Here is an 18,974-nt window from a genome sequence, read left to right on the forward strand (position 1 = left end):
ATATCTCATGCATACAATACCCTTAGCATGAAATCCATTTTCAAATAATGCTTAAAAATTAACACAATTGAGCTGCTTTATCGCCCAGCGCTTTGCTAAGTTAAAACACATAACGATTAAAAAGGATGAGACATGGATATCACTCAAATTTTCATCCATGACACGACATGGAGCTTTGCTGCTGAAGTTATCTTACGCAGCATCATTATGTTCGTTTTAATTATCGTTTTTTTACGCCTTACAGGGAAACGTGGCGTTCGTCAGTTGTCTATTTTTGAGGTCGCGATCTTACTCGCTTTAGGCTCAATTGCTGGCGATCCGATGTTTGATGAGGAACTCCCCATCTTACAAGCTCTCATCGTGATGACGGTGGTGATTGGTTTATACCGCGTAATCACTTGGCTAATGATGAAATACCAACCCTTTGAAGATTTAATTGAAGGCAAAGCCCTCTACATTGTGGAAGATGGTGAATTGGTTTTAGAAAAGATTAAACAAGGTAAAATGTCACATGATGAATTCTTCTCTGAAATGCGTCAGCAAAATGTTGAGCATCTAGGACAAGTTCGAGTTGGTTTATTAGAAAGTGATGGCAAGTTTAGTATTCTGTTTTACCCACCTGAACAAGTGCGTTATGGACTGCCACTATTTCCGAAACCCTATAAAGCGGTTCGAGATATCAAAATGCATCAGCTGTATGCCTGTACGCACTGTGGCAAAACCATGTACATTCACGGTGCTCAGGATACCTGCCCGCGCTGCGGATGTTGTGGCTGGGCTGAAGCGATTAATACACAGCGTTTAGCTTAAGCATTCAAGGCTTAAACTTAAAATTCTGTGCCTCTTCAATTAAACACGTCATCAAATACAGTCAGACCCAACGACCATCACCTCAAACCCACCCTTCAATGTTTTATTCGCCATCTAAAAGTGCAGCAGCAGAGATTTCATGGGTTAATATCTGTGCATCATTTCAATTCAGGCAAGACATCAAGCTTTCATCTTTTAAAGACCCCAAGATGCTCAGACAGACTCCCAAAAATGTATCATTCGTCAATTTTCAGTTTCATTCTCGCGCTAACATCTATCAATCAGATAAAAATACAAAATAATGAATTGCCCTGAATTAACTCAGAAATGGCGCTATTTGTTTTTCATTTTTTAAACAGATTCAAAAAACATAGTTTTTCACTTAATAATCATTCATTTAATTTTCTCATTGCAAAACACTATTGCACCACTTTAGTGCGTTAATATCACACCCATGCAAGTCTTTGCTTTATATCGAGTCTTATGTATTTTTAAGTTTTTTTAATCAAAATTTCCCTAGCGCCAATCTCTTTTCCATTTTTTTTCGCTCGATATACTGAAGTTCTTTTCGTGAACTAGCGCACTAAACTGGAACACCTTATGCAAAATATAGATCTCCTCTTTCTCCTTCTTGGTGCAGTATTGGTTCTTGCCATGCATGCTGGCTTTGCATTTTTAGAATTAGGTACAGTACGACATAAAAATCAGGTCAATGCGCTGAGTAAAATTTTGACTGACTTTTCTATTTCCGCAATTGCATACTTTTTTGTGGGTTATTACATCTCTTATGGTCAGCACTTTTTCCATATTGGGGACACTTTAGCAGCCGATCATGGCTACAACTTAATGCGTTGTTTCTTCCTGCTGACTTTTGCCGCAGCCATTCCAGCGATTATTTCAGGTGGTATTGCTGAACGTGCAAAAATGCGGACTCAAGCGATTGCCACATTATTATTGGTCGCTTTGGTCTATCCATTCTTTGAAGGCATGGCATGGAATGGTAATTTTGGGCTACAAGCATGGTTAGAACGCACATTTGGCGCAGCATTTCATGATTTTGCAGGTTCGGTCGTGGTACATGCGATGGGCGGTTGGATCGCTTTAGCTGCAATACTTTTACTTGGCGCACGTCATGGACGCTATAAAAAAGACGGTCGTATCAGCGCGCACCCGCCTTCAAGTATTCCATTCCTTGCCTTAGGTTCTTGGATTTTAATCGTCGGTTGGTTTGGCTTTAACGTGATGAGTGCACAACGTTTGGATGCCATTTCAGGACTGGTTGCGATTAACTCTCTCATGGCAATGGTGGGTGGCACGCTTGCAGCAAACTTTATGGGTAAAAATGACCCCGGTTTCTTACATAATGGTCCCTTAGCAGGTTTGGTTGCAATCTGTGCAGGCTCAGATGTAGTTCATCCTGTCGGTGCGTTAATTATCGGCGCTATCGCAGGTCTGATCTTTGTCAAACTATTTACATACACTCAAAACAAACTCAAAGTCGATGATGTACTTGGCGTATGGCCACTACACGGTGTCTGTGGTGCTTTCGGTGGTATTGCAGTGGGTGTATTTGGACAAAAATGGTTGGGCGGTTTAGGCGGTATTTCAATGATCTCTCAATGTATCGGCACGCTACTCGCAATCTTGATTGCATTGGCAGGTGGACTCATCGTTTATGGTCTACTCAAAGTCACAATGGGCATTCGCTTAGATCAAGAAGAAGAATTCCGTGGTGCAGACTTAAGTATTCACCGTATTTCGGCAAACTCTGAAGAAAACATGTTCTAAACAGCACAATCTAAAGCGGCATTTATGCCGCTTTTTTTACCCTGAACTTCGCTTAAAGCTTGAGTTTAAATCACCTTATTTTAGAAAATCTAAGACCTGATCCAAATGCTGAATTTTATTGGGAATGCTGTGCTGTTGTTCTGCACTTAAAGCATGAAAGCCTTCAAGCAAAACGGCAGACATCCCTGCTTGGCTCGCACCATAAATATCATTGACAGGATGATCACCAATAAATAAACACTCGGTTTCAGCCACGCCCAATTCACGACAACTATGCTGAAATATTTCAACTTTGGGCTTACTGATCCCGGCACTTTCCGAGCTGATGATCTGATCAAAATACGATGCAAAACCTAGTCCATTTAAAATGTTCAGTCGTGTGGCATGTCCACCATTCGACACCACCGCCAATTTATACTGCTGTTGTTTTAGTTGCTGCAGCAAGCTCAATGCCCCAGGCATCGCCACGGCAAACTGACCGAAGTACTGAAACCAAAATTTTGTGAGCTCATCAAAATCGGGTTGATGTATCCAATTCAGCTCCGTTTGTAGAGCATAAGCGACAGATGCCCCAATACTCGGATGAGTAAGGAGTTCTTTTTTCGGATATCCCACATTATCTATACGGTTAATAATACGTTTAATCTGTACAAGGTCTACCTCCACCAGCGTCGACTGATAAGACTTGGCTAAATACTGCGTATACGCCTGAACGCTGTGATCTCGGTGAGTCAAAGTATTATCTAAATCAAAAAGGACTGCACGTATGCTCATAAATCTTTATTACTGAGTTTTCAAAAACTTTAACACAATGCCCGTTTTGCTTTATGCACCTTCTTCACTATCGATATCGATACAGTTCAAATAGCCGATTAAGTCTGATTTAAGCTTCGTGGTTTCAAATAGCAGCATTCAAACAAAATAATTTCAGCACATCACACGACTTATGCTCTCGAACCGTTCCTTTTTATTACGACAAGCCCTGCTGCTCACGCTCAGTATGATTGGCCTACTTTATTTTTTCCCCGTTGGTGGTTCGCTCGACCAAGCTTTTATTCAGCCTTGGGTCGACCTACATGGTAGTTTTCCTCATCGTAATGATTGGGCACTTGCTGTGCTGAACCATCGCTATATCAAGAATATCGTCATAGGCGTTTATGTTCTCTATATCGCAGCATGGATATGCAGTTTTAAATATCCTCATCTAAAAGCACGCAAGTTTGAATTTGGTTATTTTATCGTAGTGGCTCTACTCAGCACGGCAATCATTGGGTTGCTCAAATCACAATCTGCACATGCCTGCCCTTGGAATATGACAGTCGCTACAGCCCATGGCTTTTCTTGGGATTTTTCAGCACGCCAAGGACACTGTTTTCCCGGTGGTCATGCTGCAACTGGTTTTGCCCTAATCACTGGATATTTTGTTTATCGAATACATCGACCTGCCCGTGCCTACTTCTTTTTATCTGCAGGGCTGATTTTAGGCTTTGCTTTTGGCTGGGCGCAAATGATGCGGGGTGCGCATTTTCTGAGTCATAACCTTTGGACCGTATGGATCATTTGGGCATTTAATTGTGTCATGTATGTGCTGTTTTCTCGCCATTTCACTGCATCGACTACGCAGCAAAACAGCAAACCTTTTACATGGATCTAATTAAGTCCCTGAATTGAGCTTGATCTGAAAATGATTGAGTCACTCATGATTCACTAAATGGGATCTGTAAACTCACTTTCAGACCACCCAATGTTTCACTTTTAGAAAATTTCAAATCCGCACCGATATGTTTTGCGGCTTTATCCACGATCGCTAGCCCTAAACCACTTCCAATTTCTTCATGATTATAAATTCGATAAAAGCGTTTTCGAATTTGCTCATATAAAGCTGGGTCGATGCCAGGCCCACTATCTTCAACCTGTACAACCGCCTGCCCCGCATGTTCAAAGACGGAGACATTAATCATGCCCTGTGCAGGGATATATTTAATGGCATTATCAATCAAATTAAAAATGATTGAATGTACCGTTGGCTCAAGACTATATAAGGCAATGCTTTGTTGTTGCTCCATGCCAAGGTCAATATCTTTTTGCATCGCCAAATGTACCAGTTGCTCCACGCAATTGGTTGCGACTTGCTTAAGATCAAAATGTTGTTTGCGCTCAAGTTCAAAGACCGAGGCATCTTGTTTTGCCAAACTCAATAATTGACTGACCAAATGCTGAATACGAATTAAACCTTTACTCAAATTTTGTAGAGCGTCATCTTGTGGAAATTTTTGTAGCAAAATCTGCATTTGCAAATTCAGTGCGGTAATCGGGGTCCGTAACTCATGCGCTGCGTCAGCAATAAACTGGCGCTGTTCCTGCTGTGACAATGAAATTCGTTCAAACAACTGGTTCATTTCAATAATAGTCGGTGCAATTTCCTCTGGATACGGCATTTGAGAGATTGGAGAAAGTTCAAAGGCATCCCGTTTTGCCAGTTCTTTTTTAAATTTTTCCAGTGGGTTTAAACTGCGTTGAATCAACCATCCCAAAGCGATTAATGCAAAAGGTATAAAAACCAAATAGGGAATAAACATGCTACTGGCCAATTCTGCTGCAAGATGCTGTCGTACCGATTCTTGCTGACTGACCTGAATTTGCCGATCTGCAAGTGGCAAAATATAGGTATGCCACTCATCTTGTTGGGTATTGTGGGTATAAAAACCGGCTTTGGGCTGAGGCGCGACCAATAATTTTAATTGATGGGTTTGATGCGCATTGGACTGATAAGTCCACACATCAACAAATAAATCTTCTTCGTGATAACGCTTATGTTGATCAAATTCGCCGCGAATAGGCTGCGGATCATGCTCTGCAACACGTTCCGCCAAATTTTGCATTTGCGCATCTAAAATTTCATTAATTTCTTCAAGTGCAATTCGATAAGCTGAAAACACCAAAAGACAGCCCAAAAACATACTGAAAACAGACACATAAATAATTAGTCTCTTTTTCAGAGAATAAGGCTGCTGCATGGTTGATAATTCCTTTGCCTTAACCGAGTCGATAACCTAAACCACGAATGGTGCGAATAAAATCTTTGTCTAATTTTGTTCTGAGATGATGCACATACACTTCTATGGTATTACTACTGATATCACTATCAAAATCATAAAGCTTATCTTCTAAATTGGCTTTCGAAAAAATCTTATTCGGATGCGTCACCAGTGGAATCAATATGGCCCATTCACGGTTAGATAAATCAACATATTGCCCCTTATAGCGTGCAAGATGCTGCTCAATATCTAAAATCAATTCACCATGTTTTAAAATTTTCTGTGGTGCTTCGACTGAACTCAGCCCTGTGCGTCGAAGGAGCGCATGAATCCGTGCAAGTAATTCATCAAACTCATAAGGTTTAATCAGATAGTCATCTGCCCCATGGTTTAAACCATCTACACGATTTTGTAATTGATCACGTGCCGAGATGATTAACACTGGCAATTTAGGCTGCATTTGACGAATTTGTTTCAGGACTTGCATACCATCCATCATCGGCAAACCCAGATCTAGTAAGACGATATCAATCCCCCCTTGCATTATGAGCTTTAAGCCATCGATACCATTATTCACCCACTCGACTTCAAACTGTTGATAGTTCAACAAGGTTTTAGTCGATTCGGCAATCATGAAATCATCTTCAATAATAAGTATTTTGTGCATGGCTTAAGTCCTGCGCTGTACTGAAGTACATTGTTGCAACATATTGTTTTTTTCATCAATCACTTGAGTCTGCACATCGAGCAAACTCAATAGCGATGGAAATAGATTATCCTGACTTAATTTTTTGCTTTTTTGTGCCATTAAACAAGTATATTGCGCTGAATTATTTTTTTGCCACGCCGGTGAAAACCACATCAACATCGGTACATGCGTTTGCTGTGACGGTGCAATTGCGTATGGAGAACCATGTAAATATAAGCCATGCTCACCTGTCGACTCACCATGATCGGACAAATACCACAGTCCTGTTTGATAGTGGTCAGTCACTTTTAAAGTGTTAATCAATTTACTCAGTACATGGTCGGTATAGACAATACTGTTGTCATAACTATTTATTAATTCCGTCGAGCTACATCCCTGTATGGCATTGCTATTACAGGTTGGCTTAAATTTTTGAAACGCTGCGGTACTTCGTTTGAAATAAGCAGGGCCATGACTGCCCATTTGGTGTAACACAATTAAACGGGGAGTTGGATCTGCTTTGGGGATCGAAGCCAAATATGCCTTCAAACCATCCACCAAGATTTCATCATGACATTCGCCATCGGCATCACACCACTTTTTCTTCAGCGCTTCAGGAAATTCATATTTTTCAACACGTGTACATGTGCCCTTACAGCCTGAATTATTATCTAGCCACGTCACCTTATAGCCTGCACGCTGTGCAATATCGAGTAAACCTTCGCGATGACTTGCAAGCTGTTCGTCATATTCGGTTCTCGGCATACCCGAGAACATACAAGGAACAGACACAGCGGTTGCCGTGCCACATGAACTGACTTGGCTAAAATTGATAATATTTTGCTGACTGAGTTCAGGATTGGTATTTTTAGCATAGCCATTGAGTGAAAAACTTTCCGCGCGCGCAGTTTCACCAACCACTAAGACCATCAATTTTGGTAAGCTTTTGGCGCTTACGTTTTCAACCATATGTGCATCTTCACCATAGTTCAGCAATGGCAAATTCTGTTTCGGTGCTTTTTTGTGATAATAGGAAAATGTCGAAGCGATACTGTTTTGTGGTGAGAGCATGCCTTTTAAGTCACGATGCTCACGAAAAATCGCAGCATAATCGACAAAATAAACAAACAGCAAAGCACCCAAAAGGATGAGCGATAGCACTATATGTAGACCCTTTTTGGCTACGACCGTGCTTAGGGCTTCTTTATGCAGTGGCAAAAGCCAGATCAATAGCACTGGCAAAATAACCAGTCCAAAGACCCAGATAAAAAATTGTGGCGAGATTAAATCCTGCACTTCCTTTACATCTGTTTGCATCATGTTCTGCACTTGGTCAGATGTAATGGTCACGCCTAAACTATTGACGAAATAAGCACTCAAGCCACCAATGATCAGCAAAACACTCGCCAAAAGTTTTGAATTCCATCGCCATTGCAGGAGTTGCATCAGCACATTATAAAGTGCCACCACCACCAGTACGGTTGCCGCTAAAAATAGTCCGGCCTTCAGCCCCGTATAAGGCGTGAGCTGCTGGATTTGCTGATAAAACGTAAGGTTCAAAACCACCCCAAGCCATAAGGCAAGCACGAGGTTAAATTGACTTAAACTAAGTCTTGGAATTTTTTGCTGTATTTTAGCTATGACCTGAAGCATATTGGCATCAATTATTGATCTTTGATGCCCTAATCTAAAAATTCAAACTTAAAAATCACTTAAAATTGATCAAAACCAAGCAAGAAAAATCAAAAAAGGCGATGTAAAACATCGCCTTTTGAACAACTTAAATCAAGGTCTTAGAATTTAAATTCTAGACCTGTACCCAATACGGGTTGTTCGCTTTCATCTGGACCTTTTTCAAGTGCCAAGTAACCCGCATAGCCATATGCTTTCACTTGTTTGCTAAATGCATAATCCGCACCTGCAATGAATTGCTGAGCTTCGTAATCATCACCCACTTTATAGGTCGTGGTATTTTGACTATATTGTGCTTTTACTGTCCACGCTTTTGCAGAGGGTAAATTGTATTCTGCACCGACTAACCAACCTTGAGCATCATCAATATTTTCTGCTGCAACTTCATTACCTTTAGCAGCCTCAACCTCTGATGTTTGATACAGTGCTTTGAGGGCCAAACCACCTTCAAGATTTACACGACCAATCGCACGAACGGTATTGGCTGCCGCAAATGCTTTTGTACCCGCAACTTCAGGACTTTCAGCATTTAAAATCCCTACACCACCAAAGTTCGATGGAATAGCTTTGTCATACGCTAAACCTGCAACAACAACGGGGCTGTCATAGACAACAGACGCCGACCAAGCATCGCCAAGACCACGACCTGCAGTTTTTACTACACCTTTGTCGCTCTTGATTCCTGAAGATTCACCTGTTGCAAGCAATGCATTAACTTTAATTGCACCTTCAGCAATTTTAAATGCTGGTGATTCATAGACAACAACGTTATCTACACGGTTTTCACCCGTCATGATGCCTGTAACATCAGCACGGTTACCCACGTAGTTGTTGAATGTATCAACCGGACTAGACAATTGTTTTAATGGTGTATCGTGTGCACCGACTTTCAATGTACCAAGTTTCGCATCTTTCAAACCAACGAAGCGGTTACGCTTAGACCAGTCATCGCCTTCGCCGTCTGAGTTAAATGCCCATTCAATTGCATAAACTGCGCTTAAACGGTCAGTCAGTTTTTCATCACCCTTTAAACCCAAGAAAGAACTGTTTGAACTGATTTCAACGACATCTTTATCTGAAACACCCGTTTTATTATCTTCAGGTAAATAATCAACTGACGCATCAATTTCACCGTAGAAGGTTGGTGCTGCAAAGGTTGACCCAGCCAAAAGGCTCAATGCGATAGCCGCTGCTAACTTAGTTTTCATCAAAAATTTTCCTTAAATTATTTTGTAACAGATATTACACACGCGAAACATATTACAAAATTATTAAAATAATATTTGCATTGCTCTTTTAGTGCTTTAGCTGATAAAAAACAACCAAAATCATGATTTAGAAGTGATTTTGGTCATTTTTTGATGCTTTTCCCCAAAATAGAATCGGGACTAAGCTCAATGCAGCCAAACCTGTGATCCAAAATAAATAAGTGCTATAACCCAACTGATCGGCCACTATGCCACTGATGCTATACAGCCCCCCACTCACCGTAGCCATAATGGCAACCTGAAATGTAAAGTCCGTTGCTGCAAATGCTTTACGACTATATTGCATCACCAAAGTCAGCATGATCACGAGCAGCATGGCTGAAATCATGTCTTCGGCAGCATTAATGCCATAGATCAGACATTCATGGACTGGCCGTTTAGCCTCGAACTGCAAAGCCAGCCATGCATAGGCTAATAAGCTGAATATTTTCAATACTGAATAGAAAACCAAGGCTTGCGCCCGAGAAATATACTTCAAGCTAAGACCAGCAAGCCCTGCCCCAATTAAAGCAGCCACTGCACCTAGCATGGTGACATATAGACCGATTTGACTAAAACTCAATCCTAAATCGACCATCAGCGGCTTAAGTAAGGGTCCTGCTAGACCATCTGCAAGCTTAAAACTCAATAAGATCATCAGCCACAGTGTGAGGGTTTTAGTTTGGGTAAAATACTTCAAATACTGGCGAATGGCGTAGAACAAGCCTGAAGTATGCTTATGGTTGTTATCATGCTCTTGAGAGGATTTTATGTTGAGTGGCGGCTTTAAAGGTTCTCGATACATAAAAATAGGAATGGTATTGATGAACACCAATGCCGCTAAAAACAGAAATGTAGCTTGCCAATCCAACCAATCCAAGGCCCAAAGCACAGCACCACCACCGACAATAAAGCCGAGTCTGGAACCAATCACCTGAAAGGTATTGCCCCAGTGCTGTTGGTCAGTTTTTAAAATATTGACAGCCAAGCCATCGGTTGCGACATCTTGAGTCGCACCGACCAAATTCATACTGAGTAAAGCCACAAAAAACAGCAGCAGGTACATCGGTTCATTCAAGCTTTGGATCGGCAAAAAGGACAGAAAGACCAAGACCACCACGGACAACAACTGCATTGGGATAATCCAACTCCGATAGTGCCCTTTGGACCTTGAACCATGTCGATCAATCCACGGAGCCCAAAAAACTTTGATCGACCATGGCAGCATGAGTAATCCAAAGCCACCAATATGTGCCAAAGACACACCTTGCGCTCTTAAAATCACTGGTAAAGCATGCGTCATAAAACCGACAGGTAACCCTTGCGCCCAATATAAGGAAAACAGTAAAAGATAGAGCTGACGAAGCTGGATCATAAGTTCCTTAATATTGAATGCGCTGAAGTTACATTTAGAGTAGTCAAAATACGGCTATTTTGCCAATGATCTAAAAAAATCATCGACCTAAGATAAAGGTCAATACTGATGCCGTATTTTTAAAGTGCATCACGTCGAAAATGGATTTCACTTATATAAGAATATGCAATGAATCAAAAGACTCAATTATTTCCAGTTTTGCCCGATCAAGTTCCATCACGCGGCTCCCCCCTGAGCCGCGCTATTTTTAAAAAACTTTTTTTGGCACAAGGATGGAAATTTGACGGCGAATTTCCCAACCTTGCCAAAGCTGTAGCGATCATTTCTCCGCATACTTCTAATATAGATGCATGGCATGGTTTTCTCGCCTTGCTTGGAATCGGGATAAAATAACCATTTTTGGTAAAAACACCCTTTTTGATACTCCCTTAAAACCACTTTTGGATTGGGTCGGCGTGATCCCTGTGCAACGTGAAAATCCACATGGACTGACGCATGAAATTGCTGAGATTGTCCAAGCGACAGATCAAATTTGGATTGTAATGGCACCTGAGGGAACACGAAAAAAAGCCGATAAAATCCGCAGTGGTTTTTACTATATTGCCTATGAAGCACAGATACCTATTGTGATGTTTAGCTTTGATTATGCAAAGAAAACCATTCATTGCTTGGGTGTTTTTGAACCCAGTGGAGATTTTGAAACTGATCTCGAAAAAATTTTGAAGATTTATGATGGCAAATTTTCCCCGAAAAATCCCGAATGGTTGGCCTTGCCGTTACAAAAGCACTGGAAAAAGCCCTAGTCAAATGGCTATTTTTTTGATGTGATGTGCACTTTGTATATTTAACCATCAGATTTCACCCATGAAACTTTTGCAATACCTGATTCCTAGCCTCTTCGTATTGGCACTCACTGGCTGTGACTCTGCAACTAAAACGCCAGCGACCACGACACCTACACCAGCCAAAGCACGTGAACCGGTGATCGCGATTGCGCTCGGTGGCGGCGGTGCCAAAGGTTTTGCTCATATTGGTGTGCTTAAAGTGCTCGAATCGCACGGTATTAAACCTAAAATTGTGACTGGGACCAGTGCGGGTAGTTTTGTCGGTAGCTTGTACGCCAGCGGTAAAACACCTTATCAAATGCAGCAATTGGCCCTGAACTTTAAAGAGTCCGATATTCGTGACTTAACCTTAAATAGCCAAGGCATTATTCAAGGGCAAAAACTGCAAGACTTTGTTAATAAAAACGTCGGAAATAAATCAATTGAACAATTTCCAAAGCGCTTTGCTGCCGTAGCCACCCGTTTGGATAATGGCAGTAAAACTGAATTTAACCGTGGTAATGCAGGCCAAGCGGTACGTGCATCGTGCAGCATTCCAAATGTATTTGTACCTGCAACCATTGCAGGGGTGAAATATGTCGATGGTGGTTTAGTCAGCCCGATTCCAGTCAAAACGGCACGTGATATGGGTGCAGATATCGTGATTGCGGTTGATATTTCTGCGCGTCCTGACGGTAGCAAAGCCGTAAGCATGTTTGGTTTACTCGATCAAACCATTAACATCATGGGACAACAAAGTATTAATGAAGAACTGAAAAATGCCAATTTCGTGATTCAACCTAAAGTGGGACATATTGGCACACTCGATTTGAAGTCGAGCAATGCGACGATTTTAGAAGGTGAAAAAGCGGCACAGCTTAAAGTGAATAGCATTATTAAGGCGATCGACAACTTTAAACAGTCCCCTGCGGCCTTTAAACCAGCACCAAAAGCGAAAATATAATTCAACGATTCTTTTTATATTCATTGAGTTATACATCTGCTACATTGATATAGATACTGGTTCATCTATATCAATTCACCCTTATATAAGAGTAGATGTATGGAATTTATTTTAGAACCTTGGCACTGGTTTGTATTGGGCGTCGCTTTGATGCTTTTTGAACTGATTTTGCCGTCTTTTGCAGCGCTCTGGTTTGGTGTTTCTGCAATTTTGGTTGGGATCTTATATTGGATCTTTCCATCCATGGACTTTAATGTGCAAATTGTGGTTTGGATTATTTTTGCCGTGCTCTGCACATTTTTGTGGTTCAAATTTATTAAGCCTTTATCCATTGATAAAACCAAAGCAGGTCTGTCCCGTGAAGCGACGATTGGCCAAGTGGGTATGGTGATTCAAACCCAGCTCAATCATGGCAGCGTTAAAGTTCGCTTCCCGATGCCTGTTTTAGGTTCAGACGAATGGCATTGCCGTACCCAAGATGCACTTCAAGTCGGTGATCGCGTTCGCGTGACCGATATTTTAGGCAATGATTTAGTCGTCCAACTGCACAGCAGCAACCACCCCGCTGACAATCCATAAATAAGTGAGAAATGACATGTCTGGTGTTTCTATTGTTTTTTTAGCGCTCTTAGTTTTTGTAGCCGTCACCATTTTTAAAGGTGTTCGTATTGTTCCCCAAGGTTATAAATGGATTGTTCAGCGTTTAGGTAAATACCATACCACGCTCAATCCGGGACTGAACTTTGTGATTCCGTATGTCGATGAAGTGGCTTATAAAGTCACAACCAAAGATATCGTCTTAGATATCCCCTCTCAGGAAGTGATCACACGTGACAACGCGGTACTGCTGATGAATGCTGTGGCTTATATCAATTTAACCACACCTGAAAAAGCAGTTTACGGTATTGAAAACTACACATGGGCGATTCAAAACTTAGTTCAAACCTCTTTACGTTCAATTGTCGGTGAAATGGACCTCGATGATGCACTGTCATCGCGTGATCATATTAAGGCTAAACTTAAAGCCGCAATTTCTGACGATATTTCTGACTGGGGTATTACGCTTAAAACTGTAGAAATTCAAGATATTAAACCTTCTCATACCATGCAAGCTGCGATGGAAGAGCAAGCGGCCGCTGAACGTCAACGTCGTGCGACAGTGACCAAGGCAGACGGGGAAAAACAAGCGGCTATTTTAGAAGCAGATGGTCGTTTAGAAGCCTCTCGTCGTGATGCAGAAGCTCAAGTGGTATTGGCAGAATCGTCACAGCGTGCAATTGAAATGGTGAGTTCAGCCGTCGGCGATAAAGAAATTCCAGTTGCATACTTACTCGGTGAACAATACGTCAAAGCCATGCAAGATATGGCTAAATCTAATAATGCCAAAACTGTGGTATTACCTGCGGATGTACTGAATACGATTCGTGGTGTAATGGGTCGTAATAACTAAATCTCCGTATTAATTAAAATGGGTCGTGACATACGGCCCATTTTTATGCCCAAAACAAAAAAGAAGGCAAAGTTTGTGAATTTATGTTTAAATTTCACGTTATTTTTTTGACGTTTTAGGACTTATCGTTCGATTTCACCTACTTGGCTTAGGCAAATCCCATTGAGTCCCCTAATTAAACGCAATTGTCCAACGCCAAAGCGGATACCGTATGAGCTCCCTGAATCCCACCCTAATTACCTTTCTCTTTTATATTGTCGCCATGGTCGTGATCGGTTTACTTGCATACCGTGCGACCAGTAACTTTTCTGACTACATTTTAGGTGGCCGCCGATTAGGGAGCTTTGTCACTGCCCTTTCTGCAGGTGCATCGGATATGAGTGGTTGGTTGCTCATGGGTCTTCCGGGTGCGATTTACCTTTCAGGTTTATCTGAAATGTGGATTGCAATTGGTCTGATCATCGGTGCTTGGCTCAACTGGCTACTTGTTGCAGGTCGTCTCCGTGTACATACCGAAGTTCAAAATAATGCTTTAACCCTACCTGACTATTTCTCAAATCGTTTTAACGATCAAAAGAAAATCTTACGTATCGTGTCTGCTGTGATTATTTTGATTTTCTTCGCAATTTACTGTGCTTCAGGCATGGTTGCAGGCGCTCGATTATTTGAAAGTATGTTTGGTATGTCGTATAGCACTGCGCTTTGGATCAGTGCCATCGCAACAGTGAGCTATGTGTTTATTGGTGGCTTCCTTGCTGTCAGTTGGACCGATACCATTCAAGCGGGCTTTATGATTTTTGCCTTGCTGCTGACACCTATCGTTGTCATGTTGTCGTTCTCTGATTTAACCCAATTCACTCTGGCACTAGAAGCAGCACGCCCTCAAGCCATGGATGTATTTGCTGACTTAAGTTTTGTCGCAATTATGTCTTTGTTGGCATGGGGCTTAGGCTATTTCGGTCAACCGCATATCTTAGTGCGTTTCATGGCAGCAGATTCGGTTAAATCGATTCCCAATGCACGCCGTATTGGTATGACATGGATGACACTCTGCCTCGGTGGCGCAGTTGCAGCAGGTTTCTTCGGTATTGCTTATTTCCAACAGCATCCCGAACTAGCAGGTATCGTTACAGCTAACCCTGAAACGGTCTTTATGGAATTGACTAAAATTCTATTTAACCCATCGGTTGCAGGTATCGTACTGGCTGCGATTTTAGCTGCCATCATGAGTACCCTCAGCTGTCAGCTTTTAGTCTGTTCAAGTACCTTAACTGAAGACTTTTATAAATCATTCTTACGCAAAAATGCTTCACAAAAAGAATTGGTTTGGGTCGGCCGTATTATGGTGTTAATGATTGCGTTGCTTGCGATCTATATGGCGGGTAATCCTGACTCTAAAGTCCTTGGTCTCGTCGCATATGCATGGGCAGGCTTTGGTGCTGCATTTGGCCCACTGATTATCATGTCATTGTTCTGGAAACGCATGACACTCAATGGTGCTTTAGCCGGTATGGTGGTTGGTGCAGTCATGGTCATTCTATGGAAAAATCTCTGGGGCGATACAGGCGTTTATGAAATTATTCCGGGCTTCATCTGCTCACTCATTGCAATCATCATTGTGAGCTTAATGGGCAAAGCACCATCTGCCGAAGTCACTGAAAAATTTGAAGAAGCAGATCGTATCTATAAAGAAAGTATTTAAGACCAATAGCACTTAAATTTAATTTCTAAGTTTTAATATCTACAAAAAAGGACGCTAGGCGTCCTTTTTTGTTTGGCGGATTCAAGCAGCAAGTGCAACAGTATAAAAACCAGCCATAACTTCACTCGGTGTATACCAACCTAGTTTTTTTCTAGGACGATGGTTGAGTGAAAATTCTATCTGCTCTATTTGTTCGTTTGACACGTCATCAAACGATGATGATTTTGGCAGATATTGACGGATTAAACCATTCGTATTTTCATTTCTAGCTCGCTGAATAGACTTGTAAGGGTCAGCGAAATACGCCTCTATGCCGGCATTAGTAATTCTTTTTGTGTTCGGAAAATTCTTTGCCATTATCAAATGTCACGCTATAAGCATGGCTCATTCGTAAACGATCTAATGCACAACTAATCGTTTGAGGGGATGCTCTCGTTGGCCCTAAATGAACAATATGTACGTACAGGCTCTTTCGATCCACGAGAGTTAATAAAGCACCTTTATGATGTTTACCAATCACCGTGTCACCTTCGAAATCTCCTAAACGTTGTCGTTGATCAATGACATCATCTCGGCAATGAATACTTGTTTTATCAATGATTTGCCCCCTGCGATCCGTGTTTTTGTAACCTCGTTTTCGATATTTCTTCTGATGCCTTAAGTGTAGATGGAGTTTACCACCTTTTGATTTATCTTGATAAATGTACTGGTAAATCCATTCATGTGAAGGTGCATCCAGCCAACTGCGTTGTGTTAAAGCACCTGAAATTTGTTCTGGTGACCAGTCCAAGCCAATCAAATAATCAATATACGCGAAGGCAAATGCTGTCATTGATGATGAAGGACGGTACCGTCTTTGACTTGCAAATTTAGCTGCCTGTTGAGCCCTATATCCACGTTGCCCAGTATTTCTTTTTAATTCACGGTAGATGGTTGATCGTGAACGCCCTAGCTCCCGAGCAAGGGTAGTGATTGAACTTTTACTTTTCAAAGTAGCATAAATTTCGTATCTTTCATCTTGAGAAAGTTGGGTGTATTTCTTCATTGTGTGCTTTCCAATTGCGAGTTGAAAAAGTCTAATGATTCTATGAATACATCTAACTTTTTCAACTAACTACAAATGTGTCGCACTTGGGATTTGAATCTGCGTTTTTTATCATGTCATCCATTTAGCTATTCCGTAGATGGTTTATTGACTTCTGTTCCAAATATACAAAATATAAAAAAGCCCACAATATATTACATGTGTGGGCTGAGGTCTTTTACTGCGTCATATTAACTTTGACGTTTTAATAAAAACTGCGTGATCTTGTGTAATTCTGCCGCATCTTCTGCAAAATAATCCAAAGCTTGAAGCGCTTGAGCATGTAATTCTTCTGCATAAGCTTGCGCTTGCTCGAGACCCATTAACGCAGGATATGTCGATTTATCCACTTGTTGATCTTTACCTGCTGTTTTACCCAATGCTTCAGTGTCAGCAATAATATCTAAAATATCATCTTGCACCTGAAAGGCTAAACCAATCGCTAGACCAAATTCGCGGAGTTTAGGAATAGCTTGGTCTGTACCATTAAATATCGTCACTGCCGCCATCATGATTGCGGCCGAAATTAAAGCACCAGTTTTATTTCGATGAATGTTTTCTAATTCATCCTGACTGACATGCTTGCCTTCTGCTTGTAAGTCTAGGACTTGTCCATTGACCATTTTTGAAGTTGCAGTCGCTAAAATTTGCATTTGCTTCAAGATGATCGGCGCTTCAACGGCTAGGCCTTGATCAAAGAGACGGCTGCCTAAAACCTCAAAAGCCATCGATTGTAAAATATCGCCAGCAAGTAAGGCCGTATCTTCGCCAAAAGCCACATGACAGGTTGGTTGACCGCGACGGAGTAAATCATTGTCCATACATGGCAAATCATCGTGTGCCAATGAATAGCAATGAATAAATTCGATCGCTACCGCAGCACGGCGTACTGCTGCAAAATTGGTATTGGGTTTTAACGCTGCTGTTGCATAACAAAGTGCCGGTCGAACGCGTTTTCCACCCAACATCACAGCATGATACACCGCCCCTTTTAAGGGTTCTGGAATTGAAAATGCATCTAGCGCTGTCAGTAAATCCTGCTGAATACGCTGCTGCGCTTCTGTCAGGGCATGTGTGGAAACGTCTGTTAAAGAAGACACATTCACCTCAAATACTTTAAATATTTAACTGCTTCGTTCATTAGCAAATCGACTGCCAATGTTTTCTGTCAATTTTGACCTGTTGCATCATACTGCTTTCTCAAATCTTTCTCTATGTTACGGCCTAAATCTATGTGTTTTTCCCACAGTCTGATGGTTTTTTAAATGTCGTTTCCTCAAATAGCGCCACATTTTGTCCATCATTAAAACAGGTACAATTTTTCGAGCCTTTCTTGGCTTGATACAAAGCCTGATCGGCACGTGCCAATGTTTCAAAAAATGACTCTGTACCATTCCACAAGGCCACTCCGCATGAGATACTCAGTTGTAAAGCCTTATCCGCATAATTCATCGAAGAAGCATAGATTTGCTCACAACATTGTTGTGCAATCGAACATGCAGTCGATATAGCCGTGCGTGGCAAAATCATTGCAAACTCTTCCCCACCCATGCGATATATTTGTGCATCTGCGAGTTGACTAATTTGCCCCCTTAAAAGCTGCGCACTTTTTCTTAAAACCTCATCGCCAAACGCATGGCCGTAGATATCATTGATTTGCTTAAAATTGTCTAAGTCGAGCATCATCAAACAAATTTCATCTGCTTGTTCGACCGCGAAGCTTTTTTGCCACTGAGAAAGGTCTAAATCAAAACCTCGTCGATTTCTTATCCCTGTCAGATAATCAAAATAAACTTGTTGTTCGAGTTGTTGGTTATGTTTCAACAGCGATAATTCGACTTGCTTTAAATTTGTAATGTCCGCACAGCACAACAGCACATGTTCCAAATCGCCACTTTGTTGAAACTTTGGTTTGAGCGTGAACCAATAATGCCGTTCATTTTCACTATACATAAAGGGTTCAATGCTATCGTTCTCTAAACAGAGTAAATCAAACTCAGAACTTGTGGCTTTGGTTTTTTGCTGCATCACGGACACATGATTCAATACAATCTCTTGTAAGTCTGACTGAAATCGATGTTTAAATATTTGATTGGCGCATATCAGCTCAGCTGTCGCAGAAAATAACGCAGCAGGCATTGGCAACGCTTCTAATACAGCCAATTGTTCAGTAGGTAGATCCGATTTTATCAAATGGAGCGTAAAACTCTGTCCTTCAGGTCAGAGATATAAGCGACACGACATGAAGTGTCGTTTGATTTAACTAAGGACTATTTTCCTTGAGTTTTGATTGTTAATATAAGTACATGAAA

Annotated in this window: 15 protein-coding genes and 2 pseudogenes; 8 read left to right on the plus strand and 9 right to left on the minus strand. The window is 41.4% G+C overall.

Features of this window, described 5'->3' with window-relative positions:
- Positions 1-132: 132 nt before the first annotated feature.
- Both FTU79_RS14800 and FTU79_RS14805 read left to right on the plus strand, forming a co-directional pair.
- On the plus strand, positions 133-810 hold the full coding sequence (locus FTU79_RS14800) for a DUF421 domain-containing protein (RefSeq protein WP_180026487.1): 678 nt from the start codon (positions 133-135) through the stop codon (positions 808-810).
- Between the two features lie 600 nt (positions 811-1,410).
- A complete protein-coding gene (locus tag FTU79_RS14805) occupies positions 1,411-2,598 on the plus strand; it encodes an ammonium transporter (RefSeq protein ID WP_180051084.1) in 1,188 nt (395 codons plus the stop codon).
- 75 nt (positions 2,599-2,673) lie between these two features.
- Here the strand turns inward: FTU79_RS14805 and FTU79_RS14810 are convergent, their stop codons facing one another.
- The gene (locus tag FTU79_RS14810; RefSeq protein ID WP_180051087.1) at positions 2,674-3,372 is read right to left on the minus strand and encodes an HAD family hydrolase; all 699 of its coding nucleotides are present in this window, start codon (positions 3,370-3,372) and stop codon (positions 2,674-2,676) included.
- Positions 3,373-3,544: 172 nt separating this feature from the next.
- Between FTU79_RS14810 and FTU79_RS14815 the strand changes: the two genes are divergently transcribed.
- On the plus strand, positions 3,545-4,252 hold the full coding sequence (locus tag FTU79_RS14815) for a phosphatase PAP2 family protein (protein WP_180051090.1): 708 nt from the start codon (positions 3,545-3,547) through the stop codon (positions 4,250-4,252).
- 43 nt (positions 4,253-4,295) lie between these two features.
- Here FTU79_RS14815 and FTU79_RS14820 read toward each other — a convergent pair whose 3' ends face one another.
- The 5 genes from FTU79_RS14820 to FTU79_RS14840 form a co-directional block, all read right to left on the minus strand.
- Positions 4,296-5,615: an ATP-binding protein gene (locus FTU79_RS14820; protein ID WP_180051093.1), complete on the minus strand. Its 1,320-nt coding sequence runs from the start codon at positions 5,613-5,615 to the stop codon at positions 4,296-4,298.
- 19 nt (positions 5,616-5,634) lie between these two features.
- Positions 5,635-6,303: a response regulator transcription factor gene (locus FTU79_RS14825; protein WP_078189962.1), complete on the minus strand. Its 669-nt coding sequence runs from the start codon at positions 6,301-6,303 to the stop codon at positions 5,635-5,637.
- Positions 6,304-6,306: 3 nt separating this feature from the next.
- Entirely contained in the window at positions 6,307-7,977 is a 1,671-nt protein-coding gene (locus FTU79_RS14830; RefSeq protein WP_180051096.1) for a phosphoethanolamine transferase, read from the minus strand.
- A 140-nt stretch (positions 7,978-8,117) separates the two neighbouring features.
- Positions 8,118-9,224, minus strand: coding sequence for a porin (locus FTU79_RS14835; protein WP_180051099.1), 1,107 nt, complete (start codon positions 9,222-9,224; stop codon positions 8,118-8,120).
- A 127-nt stretch (positions 9,225-9,351) separates the two neighbouring features.
- Positions 9,352-10,638, minus strand: a complete 1,287-nt coding sequence (locus FTU79_RS14840; protein ID WP_180051102.1) for an MFS transporter — start codon at positions 10,636-10,638, stop codon at positions 9,352-9,354.
- Between the two features lie 168 nt (positions 10,639-10,806).
- On the opposite strand from FTU79_RS14840, the pseudogene FTU79_RS14845 reads away from it, so the two are divergent.
- The 5 genes and pseudogenes from FTU79_RS14845 to putP all read left to right on the plus strand — a co-directional run bounded on the left by FTU79_RS14845 (position 10,807) and on the right by putP (position 15,578).
- Positions 10,807-11,441: pseudogene (locus FTU79_RS14845) on the plus strand (1-acyl-sn-glycerol-3-phosphate acyltransferase).
- A 61-nt stretch (positions 11,442-11,502) separates the two neighbouring features.
- Complete coding sequence (locus FTU79_RS14850) at positions 11,503-12,426, plus strand: patatin-like phospholipase family protein (RefSeq protein ID WP_180024072.1); 924 nt, start codon at positions 11,503-11,505, stop codon at positions 12,424-12,426.
- 99 nt (positions 12,427-12,525) lie between these two features.
- Positions 12,526-13,005 (plus strand): NfeD family protein, encoded by a 480-nt coding sequence (locus FTU79_RS14855; protein WP_180022299.1) that lies wholly within the window; start codon positions 12,526-12,528, stop codon positions 13,003-13,005.
- A 16-nt stretch (positions 13,006-13,021) separates the two neighbouring features.
- Positions 13,022-13,876 (plus strand): SPFH domain-containing protein, encoded by an 855-nt coding sequence (locus tag FTU79_RS14860; RefSeq protein WP_078189969.1) that lies wholly within the window; start codon positions 13,022-13,024, stop codon positions 13,874-13,876.
- A 211-nt stretch (positions 13,877-14,087) separates the two neighbouring features.
- Complete coding sequence (gene putP, locus FTU79_RS14865; protein WP_180051105.1) at positions 14,088-15,578, plus strand: sodium/proline symporter PutP; 1,491 nt, start codon at positions 14,088-14,090, stop codon at positions 15,576-15,578.
- Positions 15,579-15,659: 81 nt separating this feature from the next.
- On the opposite strand, the pseudogene FTU79_RS14870 reads toward putP, so the two are convergent.
- The 3 genes and pseudogenes from FTU79_RS14870 to FTU79_RS14880 form a co-directional block, all read right to left on the minus strand.
- A pseudogene (locus tag FTU79_RS14870) lies at positions 15,660-16,623 on the minus strand (IS30 family transposase).
- 230 nt (positions 16,624-16,853) lie between these two features.
- Complete coding sequence (locus FTU79_RS14875; protein WP_180051108.1) at positions 16,854-17,762, minus strand: polyprenyl synthetase family protein; 909 nt, start codon at positions 17,760-17,762, stop codon at positions 16,854-16,856.
- 130 nt (positions 17,763-17,892) lie between these two features.
- Positions 17,893-18,855, minus strand: a complete 963-nt coding sequence (locus FTU79_RS14880) for a GGDEF domain-containing protein (RefSeq protein WP_180051111.1) — start codon at positions 18,853-18,855, stop codon at positions 17,893-17,895.
- Between the last annotated feature and the right edge of the window lie 119 nt (positions 18,856-18,974).

Source organism: Acinetobacter sp. YH12144, from assembly GCF_013418345.1.
GTDB lineage: Bacteria > Pseudomonadota > Gammaproteobacteria > Pseudomonadales > Moraxellaceae > Acinetobacter > Acinetobacter amyesii.